This is a genomic window from Bacillus andreraoultii (assembly GCF_001244735.1).
GTDB classification, from domain to species: domain Bacteria; phylum Bacillota; class Bacilli; order Bacillales; family Caldibacillaceae; genus Caldifermentibacillus; species Caldifermentibacillus andreraoultii.
The window spans coordinates 101,466-123,854 of record NZ_LN868937.1 but is presented as its reverse complement, the minus strand read 5'-3'; the positions used below and the strand labels follow the sequence as shown (position 1 = coordinate 123,854).

At 34.4% G+C, this 22,389-nt stretch carries 20 protein-coding genes; 2 read left to right on the top strand and 18 right to left on the bottom strand.

Translation table 11 applies throughout. The features are described 5' to 3' along the window. The first annotated feature begins 86 nt into the window (after positions 1-86). Positions 87-1,487, top strand: a complete 1,401-nt coding sequence (rlmD, locus tag BN2144_RS06095; protein ID WP_033827399.1) for a 23S rRNA (uracil(1939)-C(5))-methyltransferase RlmD — start codon at positions 87-89, stop codon at positions 1,485-1,487. 242 nt (positions 1,488-1,729) lie between these two features. On the opposite strand, the gene BN2144_RS19095 is transcribed toward rlmD, so the two are convergent. The 12 genes from BN2144_RS19095 to BN2144_RS06040 all read right to left on the bottom strand — a co-directional run bounded on the left by BN2144_RS19095 (position 1,730) and on the right by BN2144_RS06040 (position 16,394). Beyond that, on the bottom strand, positions 1,730-1,891 hold the full coding sequence (locus BN2144_RS19095; protein WP_075047810.1) for a CxxH/CxxC protein: 162 nt from the start codon (positions 1,889-1,891) through the stop codon (positions 1,730-1,732). A gap of 75 nt (positions 1,892-1,966) precedes the next feature. Beyond that, a complete protein-coding gene (locus BN2144_RS06090; protein ID WP_033827398.1) occupies positions 1,967-3,178 on the bottom strand; it encodes a S1C family serine protease in 1,212 nt (403 codons plus the stop codon). Positions 3,179-3,675: 497 nt separating this feature from the next. After that, positions 3,676-4,470: an MBL fold metallo-hydrolase gene (locus tag BN2144_RS06085; RefSeq protein ID WP_033827397.1), complete on the bottom strand. Its 795-nt coding sequence runs from the start codon at positions 4,468-4,470 to the stop codon at positions 3,676-3,678. A gap of 140 nt (positions 4,471-4,610) precedes the next feature. Continuing rightward, the gene (locus BN2144_RS06080; RefSeq protein WP_033827396.1) at positions 4,611-5,396 is read right to left on the bottom strand and encodes a two-component system regulatory protein YycI; all 786 of its coding nucleotides are present in this window, start codon (positions 5,394-5,396) and stop codon (positions 4,611-4,613) included. After that, positions 5,383-6,693 carry a YycH family regulatory protein gene (locus BN2144_RS06075; RefSeq protein ID WP_033827395.1) on the bottom strand — a complete coding sequence of 437 codons (1,311 nt, stop codon included), beginning with the start codon at positions 6,691-6,693 and terminating at the stop codon, positions 5,383-5,385. Before BN2144_RS06075 ends, BN2144_RS06080 begins: the two co-directional genes overlap by 14 nt. Beyond that, a complete protein-coding gene (gene walK / locus BN2144_RS06070; protein WP_033827394.1) occupies positions 6,693-8,516 on the bottom strand; it encodes a cell wall metabolism sensor histidine kinase WalK in 1,824 nt (607 codons plus the stop codon). The genes BN2144_RS06075 and walK overlap by 1 nt, the downstream gene beginning before the upstream one ends. A gap of 8 nt (positions 8,517-8,524) precedes the next feature. Continuing rightward, positions 8,525-9,232 (bottom strand): response regulator YycF, encoded by a 708-nt coding sequence (yycF, locus tag BN2144_RS06065; protein WP_033827393.1) that lies wholly within the window; start codon positions 9,230-9,232, stop codon positions 8,525-8,527. Positions 9,233-9,767: 535 nt separating this feature from the next. Beyond that, positions 9,768-11,054: an adenylosuccinate synthase gene (locus tag BN2144_RS06060; RefSeq protein WP_033827392.1), complete on the bottom strand. Its 1,287-nt coding sequence runs from the start codon at positions 11,052-11,054 to the stop codon at positions 9,768-9,770. 314 nt (positions 11,055-11,368) lie between these two features. After that, positions 11,369-12,733, bottom strand: a complete 1,365-nt coding sequence (dnaB, locus tag BN2144_RS06055) for a replicative DNA helicase (RefSeq protein ID WP_033827391.1) — start codon at positions 12,731-12,733, stop codon at positions 11,369-11,371. A gap of 197 nt (positions 12,734-12,930) precedes the next feature. Further along, positions 12,931-13,380: a 50S ribosomal protein L9 gene (gene rplI / locus BN2144_RS06050; protein WP_033827390.1), complete on the bottom strand. Its 450-nt coding sequence runs from the start codon at positions 13,378-13,380 to the stop codon at positions 12,931-12,933. Further along, complete coding sequence (locus BN2144_RS06045) at positions 13,377-15,347, bottom strand: DHH family phosphoesterase (RefSeq protein WP_033827389.1); 1,971 nt, start codon at positions 15,345-15,347, stop codon at positions 13,377-13,379. The genes rplI and BN2144_RS06045 overlap by 4 nt, the downstream gene beginning before the upstream one ends. A 111-nt stretch (positions 15,348-15,458) precedes the next feature. Then, positions 15,459-16,394 (bottom strand): YybS family protein, encoded by a 936-nt coding sequence (locus BN2144_RS06040; protein ID WP_033827388.1) that lies wholly within the window; start codon positions 16,392-16,394, stop codon positions 15,459-15,461. A gap of 358 nt (positions 16,395-16,752) precedes the next feature. Here BN2144_RS06040 and BN2144_RS06035 point away from each other — a divergent pair, with 358 nt between their 5' ends. Then, positions 16,753-17,976: an ISL3 family transposase gene (locus BN2144_RS06035; RefSeq protein ID WP_082195149.1), complete on the top strand. Its 1,224-nt coding sequence runs from the start codon at positions 16,753-16,755 to the stop codon at positions 17,974-17,976. Between the two features lie 193 nt (positions 17,977-18,169). Here the strand turns inward: BN2144_RS06035 and rpsR are convergent, their stop codons facing one another. The 6 genes from rpsR to BN2144_RS06005 form a co-directional block, all read right to left on the bottom strand. After that, positions 18,170-18,412: a 30S ribosomal protein S18 gene (rpsR, locus tag BN2144_RS06030; protein WP_033827387.1), complete on the bottom strand. Its 243-nt coding sequence runs from the start codon at positions 18,410-18,412 to the stop codon at positions 18,170-18,172. 359 nt (positions 18,413-18,771) lie between these two features. Next, positions 18,772-19,002 (bottom strand): hypothetical protein, encoded by a 231-nt coding sequence (locus BN2144_RS20310; RefSeq protein ID WP_033827386.1) that lies wholly within the window; start codon positions 19,000-19,002, stop codon positions 18,772-18,774. Between the two features lie 327 nt (positions 19,003-19,329). Then, the gene (locus tag BN2144_RS06020) at positions 19,330-20,247 is read right to left on the bottom strand and encodes an ABC transporter ATP-binding protein (RefSeq protein ID WP_033827385.1); all 918 of its coding nucleotides are present in this window, start codon (positions 20,245-20,247) and stop codon (positions 19,330-19,332) included. Then, the gene (locus BN2144_RS06015; protein WP_033827384.1) at positions 20,248-20,946 is read right to left on the bottom strand and encodes an ABC transporter permease subunit; all 699 of its coding nucleotides are present in this window, start codon (positions 20,944-20,946) and stop codon (positions 20,248-20,250) included. 21 nt (positions 20,947-20,967) lie between these two features. Beyond that, positions 20,968-21,255, bottom strand: a complete 288-nt coding sequence (locus tag BN2144_RS06010) for a hypothetical protein (RefSeq protein WP_033827383.1) — start codon at positions 21,253-21,255, stop codon at positions 20,968-20,970. Continuing rightward, complete coding sequence (locus tag BN2144_RS06005) at positions 21,255-21,554, bottom strand: DUF2089 family protein (RefSeq protein ID WP_033827382.1); 300 nt, start codon at positions 21,552-21,554, stop codon at positions 21,255-21,257. Before BN2144_RS06005 ends, BN2144_RS06010 begins: the two co-directional genes overlap by 1 nt. Between the last annotated feature and the right edge of the window lie 835 nt (positions 21,555-22,389).

Below are 22,389 nucleotides of genomic sequence, written 5' to 3'. Positions count from 1 at the left end.
ATGAAAACCACTATACTCAGATAACACCATCTATATGTAAGTCTTAGAGTTAATCATATATATCCCAAATTAAAGGAGGAAAACGATTGACAACAACTGTAGGAGAATCATTTGTAACTAAAATTCGTCAATTAGATAAAAAGGGTTCGGGACAAGCTGTCGTATGGCATGAAAATGAACAAGGCAATCAAAAAAAATTACGTTTAACCGTACCGCAAACATTACCCGGTGAAAAGGTTAGAGTTTCAGTCGATAAACCTGAACGTAGAAGAAGAAAAGCAATCGTAGAGGAAATTATTGAAGCACATCCTGAACGAATTGGTCCAGCATGTCCACACTTTGACCTCTGTGGTGGTTGTGTTTGGCAACATTGGCAATACAATGGCCAGCTTCAAGAAAAAACACGTTTTGTAAAAGAAACTATTGTCGCACAAGGATTTGATCCTAACCTTGTCCAAGATACAATTGGTATGGAAAATCCCTGGCATTACCGTAATAAAATGGAATTTACCTTTGCTCCTGATGGTGCCCTCGGTCTTCATGAACAAGGAAATTTCCGTAAAATTATTTCCCTTGAAACATGTTTAATTGCTGGTCAAAAGATGGTCGAGGCAACAATGGAAGTGGCTCGCTGGGCAAAGGACCATGACCTATCAGGTTATAATAAAGATGCCCATGAGGGATTATTACGTCATTTAATGGTTCGGGAGTCCTTTGCAACTGGTGAAATTATGTTAGCTTTGTTTGCCACTGAGGCACCAGAGGAAAATCTTAAAGAGGTTGCTACTGATCTAGTTAAGCGAATTGAGAGTAAATTCCCTGAGGTCAAAAGTTTACTCTGGTTGGAAAACCGAGACTGGGCGGACCGTACCCAAGCGGAAAAAACACATATACTTCTTGGCCGTGATTTTATTTATGATGAATTATCTGGGTTCCGTTATCGTCTTTGGTTCGATACGTTCTTTCAAACAAACCCAACTCAAGCACAAAAATTAGTCGATTTAGCTATTGAAATGGGACAACCGACAGAACAAGAGAAGATGATCGATCTCTTCTGTGGAGTTGGAACATTTTCATTACCATTTGCAGAAAGAGTGAAAGAGTTAAGTGGTATTGAAATTGTCGAGACATCCATTGAATCCGCAAAGCGAAATGCAAATGATAATGGAATCACGAATACGCATTTCTTAGCTAAGGACGCTCGTCATGGGATTGATGAAGTATTACAATCATTTGGTAGACCAGAACTTCTTTTACTTGATCCACCACGTTCCGGTGCAGGTGGGAAAGTTATGCGTAAAATTGGCCGTGCACAACCGGAAAGAATTGTATATGTTTCTTGTAATCCCGAAACATTTGCAACAGATATTACACAATTAGTTCCATTCGGTTATACATTGCAAAAGGTTCAACCCGTTGACCTCTTTCCACATACCGTTCATGTTGAATGTGTTGCTCTACTAATTAAAAACGACACAATTGAATAATACTAAAAAAAGGCAGGTGACGATGTATACTCACTTGCCTTTTTTAAGTATTTTATCGAAACAAATGATTAACAAGTGGATAACCAATATTTTTCTTTTTAAAAATATAGTCATCACACTCTTTATTCACTTTCCGTCTGTTTTCCCCACTTTATAAACAAGCTATAAACAGATTACTGACAACTTATTAACAAGAGTTATCCACATATCCACATTTATTATCCACATTTTGTATGAGAATATTAGTTCGACACAATATATACTGCATCTTGTCCACAGTATTCACAGGGAGCTGTTGGTAATTCACTCTCTTTTAACTCCTCTAATTTCGGTGAAACTTCACCTTCATTTATTATTTCCTCTAGTCCGTATTCTACATGTTCCTTACAACAGAAAATTTTCATATCCTCACCTGTCAATTATGTGAGCGGAACCTCCATTTCCCTTACAAAAAGTGTCGGTTCCGCCAATTCATTATTTTATCTAGCTTCTTTTGTTAAAATAATGGTTCTTTCCTCGTATTTTCCATTACGGTAAAAACCAACCTTCATATGATCTCCAATTCGCTTCTTTTGGAATAAATATTTACGTAACTCAATAATCGTATTGATTTTCTGATTGTCGAGTTTTACAATCACATCCATCTTTTTCAAACCAGCCTTTGCCGCAGGTCCTGAAGCAGCAATATCTGCAATGACTAAACCAGATGTAACATTATTTGGTAAGCGTAATGTCTGCTCTTGGTGGTAATTTGGAACTTCATCTAGATCTTCTAGAGATACCCCCATATAAGGTCGTTTAACTTCACCACTTTTTTCCAAGTCTTCAATAATTGGAATAGCTGTATTTATCGGAATGGAAAAACCAATCCCCTCAACTTGTTCCTGGGCAATTTTCATTGAGTTAATCCCGACGACTTGCCCAGAAATATTTACTAACGCACCACCACTGTTACCTGGATTGATCGCTGCATCTGTTTGTAAAACCTCAGCATTCCAATCAGGTACACCATCATTATTAAAATCAAGTGGAACCGTTCTTTCTAATCCTGATATAATCCCTTGTGTAATAGAACCTGCAAATTCGAGTCCGAGTGGATTTCCAATCGCAATGACAGGTTCTCCTAATTTTAATGTATCCGAATTACCAAATTCAGCAACGGTTTTAACATTCTGACCATTAACTCGTAACACTGCTAAATCTGTCCAAATATCACTTCCAAGCAGTTCGGCTTCAATTTTAGAACCATCCGGCATCATGACTTCTAAACGATTCGCATTTTCAACTACGTGATGGTTAGTTACAATGTAGGCGGAATCACCTTGTTTCTTATAAATAACCCCCGACCCAGTGCCCGCTTCTTGTGCTTGTGTCCAAAAGTTTCCACCTTGTATATTAATAATACCTACAACCGCGTCACTTGCTTTATCAACCGCCTTTGTAATATCTGTATTCACCTTTACCGAAACATTTTGGACAAAGGATCCATCATTATTCTTTTCCGTACTTTCCACAATAGCATCCTCTTGATTCGGATTGTCGTTATTATGTAAAAAAGGAGAAGCAACCGCAACAATTAACCCACCTATAATTGAACCTATTAGCCCCGAAAAGAAAAACCCTAGTTTATTTTGCTTTGGTTTTTTTCTTGTTCCATACCCACCATATTCTTCATCGTCATAAAAACCCATGGGTACACCTCCGTTAATTCAAATTTTTGTTTTGATATACAAAGCTTACGTTAATAAATCAAGTCTTTCTTATGTATTCATCAATAATTTGGTAGCTCTTTATTCAAATTGACTTTTACAATCATCTGCTCTCGTTTAATATTAGCAAATGATAATAAAAAAATTCGAATCTCAACTGTAAGAATATCTTCAGTATGTAAAAACACTTATTGTATAAAAGCGATTCATATATCCAGATACTTTTTACTATATCATTGATTTCCTTCTCCCTTTAACATACGAAAAAGCCTTTGTCCCATAGAACAAAAGCTTACTTCAAAAGTGACATCTTAAATGAAAGGATTATTTTTGTAAAGTTTGTTGTTGCTAATATCAGACGGCCACATCCCGCAAGCACTGCCTCCATTTGTCCCCAACACAATTTAATCTAAAAACTAAAGTCATTAAGAAAATGTCTTAATCACATGATTTAGCTTTCCAAATACCGCTTTGACGTCTTAAATCGCTTTTAATATGGTTGGTGTTTTCGGATCTGTATCATATAAGGAAATTTGCTCACCAACAGCGAAACCTTTCCCTTCTAGAACTTGACTCACAGACATTCTTGCCAATTCTTTCATATTATTATCTTTACTCAAATGGGCTAAATAAATCCCTCTCGTTTGGTCACCAATACACTCGCACATTGCTAGTGCAGCATCTTCATTAGATACATGTCCCACATCACTTAAAATTCTCCGTTTAATATTCCACGGATATTTCCCCATCCGGAGCATTTCCACATCATGATTACTTTCAAAAATATAATAATCTGCATTTTCAATTATCCCGACCATTCGATTACTAACATAACCTGTATCGGTTATAATCACGAATTTTTTCCCTTCATGATGGAAAACGTAAAACATCGGTTCAATCGCATCATGAGAAACACCAAAGGATTCAATATCAATCCCGTTAAACGAACGGACTGATTCCATAGGAAAAATAAATTTTAAATCCGTTGGAACTTCCCCTATTAATGGTGACATTGCTTGCCATGTTTTTTCATTTGCATATATTGGTAATTTATATTTTCTAGCTAAAATACCTACACCTTTAATATGGTCACTATGCTCATGAGTAACAAGAATGCCATCTAGTTCATTTGGTTTACGATCAATTTGTTGAAATAACCCTTCAATTTGTTTACCACTTAGTCCCGCGTCAACAAGAAAGGCGTGCTCTTCTGTTTCTACATATACCGCATTTCCAGTACTTCCACTTGCTAAAACACTGAATTTCAATGTCATTCTTTTCACTCCAAAAAATTATGATCTACGGTCGATTTCTACCATATTTAAAGGCTAGTAAATCGAAATCTACCAGCCTAACTTTATTCATACATATGAATTATCATAACATATTCATGTGTTTACCTAAAGTAACTTTCTTACTTAACAATTTCCTCTTCCTCATTAAGTACATGTCCTTCTACAGCATTCACAAAATAATCTCTTTTATTATCAATCGTAAAGCACCAGGTTGGGGCTAATAACTGTGAAGATTTAATAGGAACTAATGTGTAGTAACCAAGTACGACATTTGTAATGCTACTACCACTATCTATTGAACCTTTATTATAAAGAATCGTCATCGCTTCATGGGAAGTAATGATATCTTGTTCTGATATTTTCTTAATTCCATCGAGCATTGTTTGCGTATACGATATAATTTCATTCTTATCGTTTAACGTTATTTCAATTTGTCCACTCGTATTTTTATATAACATCTTTCCATCATAAAGCTGATAATACATAATCGTATGGTTTTCTTTATTATACTGATAAAAGCCGTACTGACTTCCTTTATACACATAATTTGCTACAAAATTATCTACATCAGCCTTTTTCCAATCCTTTTTTAATGGATAAGGTTTTATTAATTGACTTTTCACCATTGTATCATTTAGTACATCAATCGTTTGGTCCGGTAGTATTGCTAACTCACCATCACTAAAACGCATTGCATCCGCTTCTACATAACTTTCCTTTGTTGGCTTTAGCGGAAGTTCTGTTTCTATTTTTATATTATCTGCTTTTAACTGTTGGTCAATGGGTGTATCTTGTATTAAATCATATGTGTTCTTACTTCTCTGGTTAAAAATTTGATAGGCTAGGAAAATATCCATGATTAGAAAAGTAATGATAAACACGGTTTTCGCTCTACTCCAATCCATGCTTGATCCCTCCTGTCATTCGCTCAGTAAATCGTATCCACGAATTACCTATTTTATAGAACCAAGATGGTTGGAACTTTACAACTCCCTTTTCATTATCTCTATACATGTAATAGCCGATAATTACATCGTCAACGGTCTCCAAGTCAACTCCATCTTTTTGCATATTATTTAATACAGTCGTCCCTGATGGTAGTTTAATATCTTGTTTTGTTGGATTATACGAAATAAAGTCTAATCGAAAATATGGTCGTTTATAAGAATGGATTTTCGTATTTCCAACTTCCAACGCTAACTCATTTAATCCACTTTCATTAAAGACAGGATAATTATTTGTATAAAGTTGGAAACTAATTTTTTTCGAACTTAAATATGCGCCGGAATAATAATATTGGTCTGTCCAACCCCCATGACCATTTATATAATTTATGCTCGTCGTGATCATATCATAGACAGAAGCTGGTGATTCTGTAACGGTCGTGTCGACAAGCGTCAACATTTGCCGATCGTTTTGAAATTTTAACAAACTTGAACCATCTGTATACTCATTCCCATTAATCGTCACCATATCTGGATTCGAAAGTAATGTATCTACAAATATTTTCTCATCGTACAGACGTGGATAATATTGCTCATCTGGTATTGTTATCTCATCTTTTGCAACAAATAAATAGCCACCGGATTTTTTCCTATAGGCATAATAAGATGGGCCTTTTCCATTTATACTCTGCATCAACTTCTTTATATTATCAAAAGAGCTAGACCACACATTTGCCTTTACAATTGAATGTAAATCAGTAGACGCGAAGTAAACAATTCCCTCATCATTCTTTAAATCATTCGGAAATATAATTAAGTAACGAAAATTTCCATTCGGTACTTCTTTCGATTCTACTGTATACATGGATTTTAATAATTCATAAGGAATGTCTCCAGGAAATTCAATAATTAATACTTGGCTATCTGGAGATTCATCAAACTTATTGGCAAACTCGTTGGCACCCCTTTGAAAGCCGTAAAAGCTAAAGTCCCTTACTTCATCCATAAATGGTGTGATTGCATTCATATTTTGAACACCATGATAACTTTTTTTATCATTTCGGTAAATAATTTTATTCGGGATGACTAATTCCTTTACATCCTTTTTAATATTATTTATTTTTTTTACTTCTTTTACATTATCTTGATTTGATACAAGTTCATAATTCTTTTGGAACGTTACAAGACTCCAAAAGAATATGATACTAATTAAAACTAAAACAGTAAGTAGAATCGATTTAAATTGTTCTAGTTTCATTAAAAATCATCCCCTTGATCCCGATCGTATGGAAGGGTGAAATGAACTGTTGTGCCTTTTCCATCAGTACTTGTAGCCCAAATTTTTCCGCCATGAGCTTGAACCATTTCTTTAGCTATAGCAAGACCCAGCCCTGTTCCACCAACTTGCCTTGATCTTGCCCGATCGACACGATAAAAGCGGTCAAAAATACGGTGAATACTACTCTTTGGAATGCCGACTCCTTGATCCGATATGGCTACTTCAAGTTCCTCATTTTGGACACTCAACCGAATTGTAACTGTTCCGCCCTCAGGTGAATATTTTAGTGCATTGGAAATTGTATTATCTAATACTTGTGTAATTTTATCTTGATCTATTTCTGCATACACTTGTTCTTTCGGATACTTTCGAATAAAGGTTACGCCCTTTTCCTTTGTCATTTCAAACCGATCAATCACGTGATCAAGGAACTTCTCCATATTTATTATTTCTTTACGTAACTGATAATCATGGCTATCCATTCTTGATAAAACAAGTAAGTCATTAACTAAACGAATCATACGTTCCGTTTCATTTTGTGTGACTTTTAAGAAATGAGGAGCGATTTCCTTATCCCTCCATGCCCCATCGCTTAATGATTCTAAGTAACTTCTCATCGTTGTTAACGGAGTCCGTAATTCATGTGAAACATTCGCAACAAATTCTCGACGCTCTTGTTCAATTTTTTCTTGCTCAGTTATATCATGTAATACAACAATTAAGCCGTTCATTATTCCTGTTTCTTTTTGAATTAGTGAAAAATTGGCCCGTACAATTAAAGGAAGCAAATCTGTACTGTAGTCAAGAATAATAGAATTTTGTTCCTCCGTTAGTTCTTTAAAAGTATATTCATCGCCAATACCAAGTACATCAATTATGTTTTTAGATACAACTGTTTCACGTGTAACATTCAACATCGTTTCTGCTGCTTCATTTATAAGAATAATCCTACCTTTTCGATCCGTAGAAATAACTCCATCTGTCATATATCTTAAAATTGATGATAATTTCCGCTTTTCACTATCGGTTTTAGCCTGTTCATCTTGTAATTTTTTTGATAGATTATTAAAAGTTATCGCTAATTGACCTATTTCGTCATAACCATATACTTTTACTTTTCTTGAGTAATTCCCACGAGCCATTGCTTGAGCTTGCCTTTTCATATCCGTTATCGGTCTTGTAATCGTTTGAGCAACAATAACAGCAACAATCGCAGTAAAAACAAGTGCTATGAGTGATCCGTTTATAAATACTTGATTAATTACTTGAACCTGTTTAAATACTCGCTCAATATTCCCCTCAATATAAATAATCCCTTCTACTTGATCATTTACTTTGAAGGGAACATACAATTGCCACTTTCTTTCATTCGTCGCATCATCTATCGACATTTTTTCAATCATTTCTTCTGTTACAAAAGTTCGGGTAACGACAATATCAGTCGTCCGTTGACCAACTTTATTGCGACTTCCAAGATCAGATATGGCAATGACTCGTAAATTTTTATCATAAACACGCATTTCTTCAATATCAGATGATTTATTATCAATTAATAATTTTTCAATATCGTCTTCTAAAGAAGTTGAGCCTTCCGTAGATCGGTCTTCTAAAAATTCCTGTTCTAGATTATAAGTAATTAACTTTACTCGGTTTAAGATAGAATCCTTAAAATTCCGCGTTAACTCATTTTCCAACTCTCGAACAAAATATACACCAATTATTTGCATGGCTAACAAGATAAGTAAAACAAAAAATAAAATAAATTTTAATCGGATGGATGTAAAAATCTTTGCCCTTTTCATTTCTCCGATTACTCCTGTTCAGGATTTTGCAAATAATAACCGACACCACGTCTTGTTACTAACCACCCAGGGTGGCTTGGATTATCTTCAATTTTTTCCCTTAATCGTCTAACCGTTACGTCAACTGTTCGAACATCACCAAAATAATCGTAACCCCATACGGTTTGTAATAAATGTTCCCTTGTCATTACTTGTCCCGGATGTTTTGCCAAGTAATAGAGTAGCTCAAATTCACGATGGGTTAACTCGATCATTTCTCCCCGTTTTGAAACAATATACGCATCTGGATGAATAACAAGCGAGCCAATGGCAATCTCATTCGTTGCATTTTCAGTATTTATTGTATTTACATTTTGGTGTCGTCGTAGATTTGCCTTCACACGGGCTAATAACTCCCTTGTACTAAAAGGTTTTGTCACATAGTCATCTGCACCTAGTTCAAGACCTAGTACTTTATCAATCTCTGAATCTTTTGCGGTCAACATAATAATTGGCATTTCATATTTTTTACGAATTTCTTTACATACTTCCATACCATCTTTTTCTGGGAGCATAATATCTAGTAAAACAAGATCTGGTTCAACTTCATCAACAATTTCCAACGCCTCATCCCCATCATAAGCACAGTAAACTTCATATCCGTCCTTTTTTAAGTTGAATTGCAAAATATCAGCAATTGGTTTCTCGTCATCCACGATAAGAATCTTCTTTGGCATATATATCTCTCCTCTCTCCTATTACAATCTCTAAAGTTTTATATAAATCAAAGTCGTTGAATGAACATACTCATTTTATATCACTACTATTAATATTATAGTTTATTTCTTCCCCATATGATAACTAGGTTACTTAAAGAATAAAAAATGCAACTCTATAAATTTGCTCCACTTACTACTTTATCATGAAATTATCAATGAATTCATCACATATCATAGAATTTCCTTTATTTTTCAGTTTTATCTACACAAATGAGTATATAAAGCAATAAAGAAAACTCAGGGACGCTTGATACTTTAGGCAACCATGAGACTATCGTTCGCCGAAAGAGCTTTTTGGGGGATGAGATGCAATACTGCTAGAGCCTTCTTTGTGCGCTTATGGTATTTGAAAGTAGAAATTGGAACGTTTATACTTTCCTATTAGCAAAAAAATGCTCGACCATCATTAGCCGAACATTTTTTGTTCCATTACTTAGTGGGTTCTTTCCCCTCTACATATTGGGTTGCAATTTTCTCGTACAACAACATCTATTTAATTATATAAATTGCGTATTACATTCGTTTGATTCCGATCTGGACCAACAGAAAATGTAACTAACGGTATACCAGTTAATTCAGAAATACGGGTAACATAATTTCGGGCATTACTTGGTAAGTCATTTAAGGAGCGACATGTCGTTATATCTTCAGTCCAACCTGGTAATTCCTCATAAACAGGTTCACATTCGGATAAAACCTTTAGGCTAGCTGGATACTCATCAATGACTTTATTTTGATATTTGTATGCTACACAAATTTTTATAGTCTCTATTCCTGTAAGAACATCAATCGAATTAAGAGATAAATCAGTTAATCCACTTACTCTCTTCGTATGACGAACAACTACACTGTCAAACCATCCAACACGTCTTGGTCTTCCTGTCGTCGTACCATACTCACGTCCAACCTCACGTATTTGGTTACCGACTTCATTAATAAGCTCCGTTGGGAAAGGACCATCACCGACCCGTGTTGTATATGCTTTAACTACACCAACAACGTGATTTACTTTTGTTGGACCAATCCCTGAGCCAATTGTTACACCACCTGCAACAGGATTCGATGAGGTTACATATGGATATGTACCTTGGTCTATGTCCAGCATGACACCTTGCGCACCTTCGAATAAAACTCGTTTTCCTTCATCAATCGCATCATTTAATATGATTGAAGTATCACAAACGTACTGTTTAATTTGTTGACCGTACATATAATATTCTTCAAAAATATCTTCCAGTGTAAATCCATCTGTTTTATAAATTTTCTCAAATAATTGGTTTTTTTCCTTTAAGTTTACACTTAACTTTTCTTTAAACACTTCTTTATCTAATAAATCTGCCATCCGAATGCCGATACGCGCAATCTTATCCATATAGGCTGGTCCTATCCCCTTACCTGTCGTTCCAATTTTTTGGGCCCCTTTTGCAATTTCCTGAACTTGATCCAACTTTATATGATAGGGGAATATCATATGCGCCCGGTTACTAATACGTAATTGATCTGTTGAAATATTCCGTTCATGAAGGTATTTTATTTCTTCAATAAGTGCTTTCGGATCCACGACAACTCCATTTCCAATGATACAAGTTTTATCTTTGTAAAAAATCCCTGATGGAATCAAATGCAATTTATATGTATCTCCATCAAATTTGATTGTATGTCCAGCATTATTGCCGCCTTGATATCGTGCTACTATGTCCGCTTGTTCTGAGAAAAAGTCTGTAATTTTCCCTTTACCTTCATCTCCCCATTGAGATCCAACAACTACTATAGAAGACATTTGGGGCCACCTCCAATATATTTTTATACAACAATTAAGTCTACCATTTATCATTTGATTGTCAAGATGGAATACGAATATTTTTAAATGTTATTATAGTTAACGTTCGTGTTTAATCTTAGCTACCATATCTTTTTCGCTTAAATAATTAAGATTTACTATCCATTGTCCCTGTTATGTTCGGTTAATGAAGAAAGCTGAGGGTCGCTCGAGACTTTAGACGGTTCGGGGTCTGTCGTTTTAGCTTAGTGTTGCGGAAAGTAGAAATAAATAAATTTATCGTTTCCTAGTAACCCAAAAAGAAGCCTAATTATTTAGGCCCCTGGTGGTACTTGTGCATCGTCAAATCTTCTATCTAAATTAACAAACTTATTATATTCCTTTGCAAAAGCTAACTGAACCGTTCCTACTGGACCATTCCGTTGTTTTGCAATAATGATTTCAATAATATTTTTGTTCTCTGATTCCTTATCATAGTAATCATCGCGGTAGAGGAAAGCTACAATATCGGCATCTTGCTCAATACTACCTGATTCACGAATATCAGACATCATTGGCCGCTTATCTTGACGTTGCTCTACAGAACGTGATAACTGTGATAATGCGATGACAGGTACTTCTAATTCACGGGCTAATGCCTTCAATGAACGTGATATTTCCGAAACTTCTTGTTGCCGGTTATCGGAACTTCTACCATTTCCTTGAATTAATTGCAGATAATCAATCACAATCATACCTAACCCATGTTCTTGTCTTAGCCGCCTGCATTTTGCTCTTATCTCTTGAACTCGTATACCCGGTGTATCATCAATATAAATGCCCGCATTTGATAAACTCCCCATCGCCATCGTTAACTTTTTCCAATCTTCATCCGTAAGTGATCCTGTCCGTAAATTTTGCGCATTAATATTTCCCTCCGCACAAAGCATACGCATAACGAGCTGCTCAGCACCCATCTCAAGCGAGAAGATTGCTACATTTTCATCTGTTTTCGTTGCAACATTTTGAGCGATATTTAATGCAAAAGCTGTTTTCCCTACAGATGGACGGGCTGCCACAATAATTAAGTCATTCCGTTGAAATCCAGCCGTCATATGATCTAAATCATTAAATCCAGTAGGAATTCCTGTTATGTCACCTTTTCTACTGTGCAGCTGTTCTATATGATCATAGGTTTTAACTAATACATCTTTAATATCTTGGAAAGCACCAGCGTTTTTTCGATTGGCTACTTCTAAAATTCTTTTTTCTGCCTCTGTTAATAGACTTTCTACTTCATCTTCCCTTGTATAACCATCTTGTGCTATATCTGTTGCTGTCCGAATGAGACGACGTAATAACGATTTTTCCTCAACAATTTTTGCATAGTATTCAATATTAGCCGCAGTAGGAACAGAATTAGCAAGTTCCATTAAGTATGAAATGCCACCAATATTTTCTAATTGGTCTGACGCAGCTAATTCTTCAGAAACAGTTACAACATCAACAGCCATTCCGCGATCATTTAAACTTAACATGATAGAGAAAATCTTTTGGTGAGCACTGCGATAAAAGTCCTCAGGTAGTAAACTTTCTGATGCAACGGTTAAACTCTCTGGCTCAATAAATATGGCACCTAAGACAGCCTGTTCAGCTTCAATATTTTGGGGAGGAGTCCGGTCGATCAAAAGATCATTCATTTTTATACTAAACCTCCGAATATTATTCTAAATATCTATTTTTATAGAAATCATGAACTTGTTCAATAGAAAAAGGCTGCCCCATATAATCCCCATCCTATTAATCACTTCTAAATGGTTCTCATGATTGAGACAGCCGTCATAGTTATTCTTTTTTTATTCTAACATGAACAAAACTTTATTTCGATGGAAATAATTTAATTATCTTCTTTTACATGTACAGTAAGTGTACCTTGAACATCTGTATATAATTTAACAGGTACTTTTGTAAAACCTAGAGCACGAATTGCATCCGTTAATTCAATTTTACGCTTGTCAATTTTAATCTTATGTTGCTTTTCAAGCTGTTCAGCAATTTGTTTTGATGTGACAGAACCGAAAAGACGTCCACCTTCACCAGATTTTGCAGGAATTACAACGGTTAACTTTTCTATCCGTTCTTTCAATTGTTTTGCTTGTTCTTTTTCTTGTAATGCTTCTTGCTCTTCTTTACGTTTCTTCGCCTCTAACGTTTTAATATTCGCTTTTGTCGCTTCTATTGCATAACCATTTTTTATTAAAAAGTTATGTGCGTAACCGTCCGCAACATTTTTTACTTCACCCTTTTTACCTTTCCCTTTTACATCTTTTAGAAAAATTACTTTCATGATTCATTCACTCCTTCTAAATACTTATCGATGACAGCTTTAAGCCGTTTTTCCGCATCAGCAATTGTCGTGTCTGTTAATTGTGTTGCTGCGTTCGTTAGGTGGCCGCCTCCTTCAAGTTGTTCCATAATGAGCTGCACATTTACCTTACCTAGGGAGCGCGCACTAATACCTACCGTATCATCCGGACGTTTTGATATAACAAAGGAAGCTTCAACATTTTCCATCGCTAACAGTAAGTCTGCCGTTTGGGCAATTAAAATCTGATTATACTGTTCAGACGCATTTGCTCTTGTAATCGCAATTCCCCGTCTGTAAAATTCTACATTTTCAACAAGCTTTGCCCGTTTAATAAATGTATCTAAATCTTCTCGTAAAAATTTTTGAACTAATACGGTATCTGCACCTTTTGTTCGTAAATAAGAGGCTGCATCAAACGTCCGTGAACCAGTACGTAGTGTAAAGCTCTTTGTATCAACAATTATACCTGCAAGTAGAGCAGTTGCCTCAAGAATATCTATTTTACGATTAGGTTGATATTGGAGTAGTTCAGTCACTAATTCAGATGTAGATGAAGCATACGGTTCCATATAAACAAGTAATGGATTCTGTACAAATTCCTCGCTTCTCCTATGGTGATCAATAACGACAATTCTTTCACAACGGTTGACTAGACGTTCTTCAATAACTAAAGATGGCTTATGGGTATCCACAATGACTAATAAAGCATTGGTCATGCTCATTTCGAGCGCATCTTGTGGGGAAATAAAATGATCATATATATCGGATTTCTCTTTAACCTCATTTAGTAATTTTCTTACACCAGAATCTATTTCTTGCTCATTAAGTATAACATAAGATTCTTTTCCATTCATTTGTGCAATTTTTAAAATACCGATAGACGACCCAATCGCATCCATATCCGGATAATTATGTCCCATAATAAAAATACGATCACTTTCTTCAATTAATTCTCGTAGTGCATGAGAGATAACTCGTGCCCGTACTCGTGTCCGTTTCTCAATTGGGTTTGTTTTTCCGCCATAAAATCTCACTTTTCCATTCGGTAGTTTAATTGCAACTTGGTCTCCCCCCCGGCCTAATGCTAAGTCAAGACTTGATTGGGCAATACTCCCCAATTCTGGTAAGGATGAAACCCCTGCTCCAACTCCAATACTAAGTGTTAAGGGAAGGCTGTTTTTTGCACCTGATTCACGAATATCGTCGAGTATCGAAAATTTACCCTTTTCTAACTCACTTAAAATTTTTTGATTTAATACAGCCATAAATCGGTCAGCTGTAACTCTTTTTAAATAGATCCCAAATTCATTCGCCCACTCATTTAGTAATGATGTAACCCGTCCATTTAATGATCCACGAGCTAAATCATCCATTCCTTGAGTCACTTCATCATAATTATCGAGAAAGACAATCGCTATGACTGGTTGTTCTTCCTGATATTTTTGTTCAATTAAGGCTTGCTCAGTTATATCGAAAAAATAGATTAATTTTTCTTCCTTTTTATATACGACGCGGAATTTTTGATTATTAATCGTTATAATCCCTTTTTCTAACTCTTGGATGATCATTTGAATTAACTCATCAGACAAATCATAGATTGACTTTCCAATTAATGATTCCTCTTGGAAATTCACATTCATATAAGGATTGGCCCACTCCACGATATTGTCATCATTAATTAAAATAATTCCAATTGGCATTTCTAGTAACGCCTCTTCACCAACCTTTTTAACCCGGTAAGAAAGAAGCGATACATACTTTTCAACTTGGGTCTGAAAATAAGCACTACTTCGAATGAGTAAAATCAAAAATGCCACTAAAATAATACATGCTATTCCACTTAGCACCCAGTTGTAAAAACCTAATATAACTAATAATAAGAACATAATGGCGAAAAAACCAATTAATAGTTTTTTCATATGGCCAGTTCTTAAAAAGATTGGCATATACTCCAACTCCTAATTTTTTTGAAAATCAAGTGAAATTTTTGTTTAATACAATTCATATTCAATTTCACTCTTCCTATGCAAAAGATGTAACGCCATCTCTATCTAAATTTATTCTTTTCTCTGTATTTGATTTCTTAAATCAAACCCTAAATCAAATATACCAATAATTTTAGCCAATTGATTTGCTAATGGATTTAATAAGATAAAAATCGTTCCAACAATAGCCCATGTTTTATGTATTCCTTTTTTATAACAAACATTAAATAGAAATGTAATGGCTTGCAAAACAAAAAGAAAGTCAATAACGAACAGAAAGTTCGTAATAACATTATATATAAACGTTCCTTTTTCTGCTTCAATAACTAGCGAAAGAATCATAATGATTAAAAAGTACCAGATTAGACTTTTTGGTAATGATATATCTCTAAATGGTCTAGCATGACTTACTTCAACACCTAATCTTTTCAAAATTGGGTAGGAAATTAATTGAATGAGTAATACACTAATAGCAGATAACAGTATAAGTAAACTAGGAAGAAGTGTAATAAATAAATCTCCAAATTCATTTAACCTAGTTTTCATCTGTTCTGTTTCTTGTCCTAACATTTCAAGCATCGTCATACTCTCATTTAATGATTGAGAAACCATATCTTGTATTTCTTTTAAGTAATCGATATTAAAAAATATAGTTGTTACGATATACCCAATGACTAGACTGATTAGTAAGACTAATGATGCTGCTGAAAATGAAATGAATCTTTCCTTTTTTGTATAAATACACCAACCAAGTACGATACCTACAATTCCATATGAAAACGGAATGAATAAAGCGGCCCACGAGCCTATAATAAATGTAAGGATGACTGAGGCAATAAAAACTAACAACCCATCTTTCCAATTGTGCTTCGCTGTAAAATAAATATAAGATACTGGTAGTGCAAATATAATGATAGCCCCAAATATGGGAACATACAAGAAGATCAATAGCATAATTGTATAAATGGCTAAACTAATTGCACCTTCCGTTAAAGTCTTTGCTTTCACTAAAACACCTCGTCTATGTTGTTTTGATAAATTTCCCCTAAAAATGTCAATTTCCTATATCCTTATTTTACAGATAATAACCAGTCGCTTCAACTAAGCAATAATACATGAAATCTACTATTATGATTACTTTATCAATTATCATACAGTTTTTAATCGTTTGTTAAATTGCATAATCATTATTTTTATGTCCGATAACAGTAAAAATTGTACATTCAGTAGTGGAATTGATGAGGTAAAAATTTCGGCTCTATAATAAATGTTGGGGTTAATAAAAGATTCAAAAAAAAGAGACACACGACTCCTAATTTCCTTTTATACTTGAATTGACAGAAACAAGTTAAAGAAAGGGAGTCGTGTGCAAATGAATAATAACATAATTATGCCAGGATTAGAAGACGTAAAAATACTAAAAGTGGAACAAATGGATGACAGATTAGCGTTGTTTGTTGAAATGGAAGCACGCACACATACTTGTCCTAGATGTGGTGCCAAAACACGACAAATTCATGATTATCGAATGCAGAAAATCAAGCATTTAAAGTGGTTTGAACGCCTCTGCTATATCTTTTATAACAAGAGACGATATCGTTGTGATGCTTGCGAGAAGAGGTTTCCTGAGAAAAACAATTTTGTGGAGCGTTATAAACGGTTTACCAAAGAGTGGAATCAGGCTGTAAACGTGAGAAGTGTTCAAGCCAAAACATTTAAGGAACTAGCTCAACAATATGGTACTTCGATTTCAACGGTTATAAGACGATTTGATGCATTTGCCGAAAATGAAGTAGGGGAAGTTAAGGAACTCCCGAGAGTAATCGCTATAGATGAGTATAAAGGGGATACCAAAGAAGGAAAGTATCAGTTAATCATCGCAAACGGAGATACAAGAGAGCCTTTGGATATATTACCGAATAGAAAAGGAAAAACAATATCACAATACTTACGAAAGTATGGGGCCAATGTAGAAATAGTCATTATGGACATGAGCCATTCCTTTAAATCGGCTGTACGAAAGGCCTTAGATCATCCACTAATTATAGCCGACCATTTTCATTTTTGTCGCTATATCTATTGGGCACTTGATAAAGTAAGAAGGCGGATTCAGTCAGATTGGAATGATTATGACCGGAAAAAGTGTAAAAAAATGAGATATGTATTTTACAAAGATAGTGCGAAACTAACCGAAAACGAGAGATGGTACCTAGATCGATACCGTGGTATGTCGAAGGAACTAGATATGGCGTATCAATTAAAAGAGGCTTATTGTGAATGGTTCAAACAAGCGAAAGAAAATGGTTCAGAAGGTATGCGTAAAACCAAAGAAGGCTTAAACACGTTTTATCAGTTAGTTAGAGATACTGGAGTGCAGGAATTTCTACGCAGCATACGGACGTTTAAAAACTGGGAAAAAGAAATTTTAAATAGTTTTATGTATAGCTATTCTAATGGATTTCTGGAAGGAATAAATAACCACACAAAGGTAATAAAACGGAATGCGTATGGTTTCAGAAACTTCAAACGAGCAAGAGCTAGAATATTGTTATCACACAAGTATAAAGGAATAGGGGTCCATCTAGGCTAGAAATAATCCCCCTTTTATTGTAGGTATGAATTTTATTTCATACCTACAATAAAAGGTCACCAAGCGAAAGCGCGGTAGCTTAACCCCAACATTTGACAAAGAACCAAAATTTCAAGCTTATCCATTCTTTATATGTATGAAAAAGAGAAGAAGCGACAAAGAATACTCTTTGTCGCTTCTACGAATACGATTATTATCTTTCTTCTGAAACATATGGAAGTAATGCAACTTGACGAGCACGTTTAATTGCTCTTGTTAACATACGTTGATATTTAGCACTTGTTCCTGTTACACGACGAGGTAAAATTTTACCACGTTCAGAAATAAACTTTTTAAGAAGTTCAACATCTTTATAATCGATATGTGTAATACCGTTCGCAGTGAAATAACACACTTTCCGACGTTTTCCACGACCTTTTCTTCCTGCACCAGCCATCTATAACACTCCTTTCTTTACAATGTTAAAATACCCGTACATAGATTAAAAAGGAAGTTATGTCCTCCGTTCGGTGTGTAATTGGACATAATCCCTTGTCAAACTTGATTTTGTGTGTGTTTTATATAAAAAGTGTGTAAATTCGTTTATGTGTGTATAGATAATAATAACGAAATAGAACTCTAATGTCAATATTTAAAAGGACAAGGTTTTGTTGAAAATAAAGATTGATTAAATGGAATTATTAGGATATTTTAGGTTTTGTCCCATAATAATTTACTTATTATTGTCTCACAATCGCACCCGATTACTTAAATACAGTCTTTCACAAAAATGAATTACTTCGTCTTAACTCCATTTTACATAAAAACAGAAAAAGACCGTACGATTAAAAACATACTTACTAGTCCCCATACCGTGGTTCCCACTATCCACCAGATAACGGGTTTATTTGAAATCTGTTTACTCTCCATACTTTCCTCGTTTTCTATTATTATAGCTACCTTCCTTTCCATACTTTTTTTCATAGAAACAAGAACAACAAATCCGATTATGATGAAACCAACAGTTATCCAAAGTAACGAATCCATTTTTACACCCCATTTTAACGAGTTACTTCCTAACTAGCTACATAGTTAAAATACAATCCAACAAAATATCTATCATACCTTTTTAACATAGGTTTCCAATTACCTTTGAAGAAAGTCTTCAGCAATATGGCCTGATTGCGGAAGAACCGTATATTAACATAATTGTATCGGATTTTATTATGAATTATCAATCTTTATTATATAATATCAAACTTAATCTTAAAGCCACATTATACATGGCTAAACCCTATTATATCTGAGAATGCCTTCTATTTTATATCCATAACAATTATTTTGGAAAAGCCAAATAATGTCCTTTCTAGTTCACTATTTAGTGTTCATAAACACATCCTCTAATGAACGTTCTTCCACTTTCAATTCATATAATTGAACACCAGATTCGATTAGCTCTTTTGATAATAATGAAATATCCTCATCTGAAGCAACTTGTAACAGCGTATATTCTTTTTTACTTTCTACAAAGGTCACATCCATGTCAAGTTTCTTAGAAAGCATTTGAATGTCATCTTTCCGTAAAGTTGGCTTCGTTCGGACAGAGATACTAATTCCAACCCCAGTTTCTTCTTTTAATTGTCGGGGTGTACCTAGTTTTTTTATAACACCATCGCTTAAAATACCTACCCTATCACTTACTTTGTCGATTTCATCTAAATTATGTGAGGTGAGAAGAATAGTTTTTCCAAGTTTTTGCTGTCTCATTACTAAGTTTCGTATTTTAATTGCCGATTCCGGATCAAGGCCAGAGGTTGGCTCATCCAGAATAATTAAGTCAGGATTTCCAAGTAACGCCTGAGCTATACATATTTTCTTTTTCATACCAAAGGAATATGTCTTTATCTTTTTCTTTTCAGCACCTTCTAACCCAACCTCTTTCATTAGGATTGTATAATCTCTCTTGCTACGTCGATCTCCCGACAGTTTACCCATATAACGTAAAAAGTGTATTCCTCTCATATGTTCATATAAATTAGAGACATCCGGCATTACGCCCATTACTTTTTTCGATTTATCAATCTGATCATCGGGAGCATCCTTTATCTTAAAAATACCTGAGCTTTTGTGAATTATTCCTGTAATTGTATGGATAAAGGTTGATTTTCCTGCTCCATTATGACCAACAAAGCCAAAGACCTCGCCTTGATGAATTGTTAAATTAATACCTTTTAAAACTTCAGTTGTTCCATATCTTTTTGTCAATTGATTTATTTTAATTATCTCCGTCATTTATAAGTCCTTCCTTTGCATAAGTAAAACAGATATTAGAAAATAAATAATACCAATGGCCAACGGAACAAACATCAAACCAAATGAACCATCTAAGTATTTATATGGCAAGATATATTTGAATGGTGCTAAATACCATTTATCGGATACTATTGCTGTCAGGCCTATAATTGGCAAACTTATACCTAATATAATTCCTAAGAACATTGTTAGTTTTGTTTTCGTAATGGCAGTGGAGATTAGTAATACAAAACTGACAATATAAAATAAGAATATTATGGTTTGAAAATAATCCTTTGGGAACCAAGAATTCGCAAACATAGATAATATGCTGAAGGATATAGAGATTGTGATAATCCAAAACAACATCGTTCCTAGTAACTTACCTAACATAATTTGTAGCCTTGGCACTTTTGTCACAAGCAGTCGAATCGTTTTCAACTCAATCTCCTTGTAAACCAAATCATGAGATGTGGCAAAAACAAGCAAAAAACCAAACACGAGTACAATCAAGGCAATTGCTGCCGTATATGCAGAGCCTTCCTCGCCTCCAGCCCCGGTAAGTTCATTAATAAAGCTAGGATTATTATCGACAAATGCAGCTGCTTGATAAGAAATGAAAATAATAAATAAAATAATAAGGATTGACCGTATACTTTTAAATGAATCAATAAACTCCCTTTTTAATATATGAACCACTTTCTTCTCTCCCTTTTTCTTTTATTTCATATCATGAGACTTCATTTTATCCAATTCTTGCTTTCTCTTTTTATGAAGAGCTTTTCTGCCCTCGTACCAACCACCAATTAGAAAGGCAAGTCCAAGTAAAAGAATTAACGCATAAGAAAGAAACTTTTCGTTTTCATTAAAAAATATCCAAGTACGCCAAACAACGAAAACCAATGGGATAACTCCTCCCCAATAAACACTATTTCTCGTTGATAAAAAGTATTGCACACCAAGTATTCCAGCAATAATAAAAACATCATAAAAACCAAAACCAAACATCATCTTTCACCCTTTTCATTTTTATATTTTTCTATAATTAATTTTGCCTCTTCCAAATTAATACGGTCATCAATTGAAAGCTGTTTAATGAATTTTATAAATTCCTCATTATCAGCAGCATCATTCAATTTTATCTTTTCAATTAACCTATCCAACTTAATCCTGACCGTTGGATAAGAAACCTCATAAATTTTTGCTATTTCTTTTAAAGATCCTGAATTCATTACGAATTTTTTAATGAATTCCATATCTTCTTCATCTAAGGATAAAATCCAATCTGGTACATTTTTTATATCCATATATTCCCTCACTCCTTTATATTTAAATTTAGTTTAACATATTTTTTAATAATGTAAAGGTATTATTTGATATTATTAAACATTTATTGCAGCTAATGTTTAATATTTTTATAAAACCACATAAAAAAGACCCTGTATTTTAAAACAGGATCAAGTGTACATTCATTGCCTTAATATATAATCGCTTTAATTTTGGAATCGAATCAATGTTATTCTGTAATTGACTATATTAGTTATATTTCGCTTATTGTAAAAGGGTGGGGTATTTGGTCGATGGGGGTTATGCCTAGTATTAAATTAATCTCTACTTCATAATAGAATCATTTTCTGGTAGTGGTGGTCTTCAGTGTCTGTACATCACAATCAAATCAATCTTTAAAATTAATTTTGCATTATAACATAAAAGCAAAAGTATTTTAAGTAAGGAAAGAAAAGGCTATAAACCTATTATTCTACTCATAGGATCGTTCACTTGAATAACTTTATTGTTGTATAATTAAGACAAGCGACAAAAACAGGAGGTGGAAGGATGGAGGTTGCTCTAAGCATCTGGGGATTAGTTGTATTGGCGATTGTCCTAAAAGATGCTAAGAACGAGAAATAAGGATAACAGAACAAGTTTGGCGACTTAGGGTTATCCCTACTCTCGATTTATATTTAGTTTAACACATCATAGTATATTCCAGACCCCTTAATTTTGAAAAGAAAATGGCAGGTCCTCCATGTCACTTTATTGGAGGTATCCACCATTTTCTTTTTTTCATTCATTGTTGGTATGAATCTGGATATCTTGTTCAACTTAATAGACAATTTCCACATTTTACCTCTCCCATCT

Coding starts and splice junctions, on each gene's coding strand:
- BN2144_RS06060 (WP_033827392.1), bottom strand. CDS start 11,054: ATGTCTTCTATAGTAGTTGTTGGATCTCAATGGGGAGATGAAGGTAAA.
- BN2144_RS20310 (WP_033827386.1), bottom strand. CDS start 19,002: ATGGATTCGTTACTTTGGATAACTGTTGGTTTCATCATAATCGGATTT.
- rplI (WP_033827390.1), bottom strand. CDS start 13,380: ATGAAAGTAATTTTTCTAAAAGATGTAAAAGGGAAAGGTAAAAAGGGT.
- BN2144_RS06020 (WP_033827385.1), bottom strand. CDS start 20,247: ATGACGGAGATAATTAAAATAAATCAATTGACAAAAAGATATGGAACA.
- dnaB (WP_033827391.1), bottom strand. CDS start 12,733: ATGAATGATCTTTTGATCGACCGGACTCCTCCCCAAAATATTGAAGCT.
- BN2144_RS06080 (WP_033827396.1), bottom strand. CDS start 5,396: ATGGATTGGAGTAGAGCGAAAACCGTGTTTATCATTACTTTTCTAATC.
- walK (WP_033827394.1), bottom strand. CDS start 8,516: ATGAAAAGGGCAAAGATTTTTACATCCATCCGATTAAAATTTATTTTA.
- BN2144_RS06005 (WP_033827382.1), bottom strand. CDS start 21,554: ATGGATATAAAAAATGTACCAGATTGGATTTTATCCTTAGATGAAGAA.
- BN2144_RS06045 (WP_033827389.1), bottom strand. CDS start 15,347: ATGCCAATCTTTTTAAGAACTGGCCATATGAAAAAACTATTAATTGGT.
- rpsR (WP_033827387.1), bottom strand. CDS start 18,412: ATGGCTGGTGCAGGAAGAAAAGGTCGTGGAAAACGTCGGAAAGTGTGT.
- BN2144_RS06075 (WP_033827395.1), bottom strand. CDS start 6,693: ATGAAACTAGAACAATTTAAATCGATTCTACTTACTGTTTTAGTTTTA.
- BN2144_RS06085 (WP_033827397.1), bottom strand. CDS start 4,470: ATGACATTGAAATTCAGTGTTTTAGCAAGTGGAAGTACTGGAAATGCG.
- BN2144_RS06090 (WP_033827398.1), bottom strand. CDS start 3,178: ATGGGTTTTTATGACGATGAAGAATATGGTGGGTATGGAACAAGAAAA.
- BN2144_RS06010 (WP_033827383.1), bottom strand. CDS start 21,255: ATGTTTGGTTTTGGTTTTTATGATGTTTTTATTATTGCTGGAATACTT.
- BN2144_RS19095 (WP_075047810.1), bottom strand. CDS start 1,891: ATGAAAATTTTCTGTTGTAAGGAACATGTAGAATACGGACTAGAGGAA.
- yycF (WP_033827393.1), bottom strand. CDS start 9,232: ATGCCAAAGAAGATTCTTATCGTGGATGACGAGAAACCAATTGCTGAT.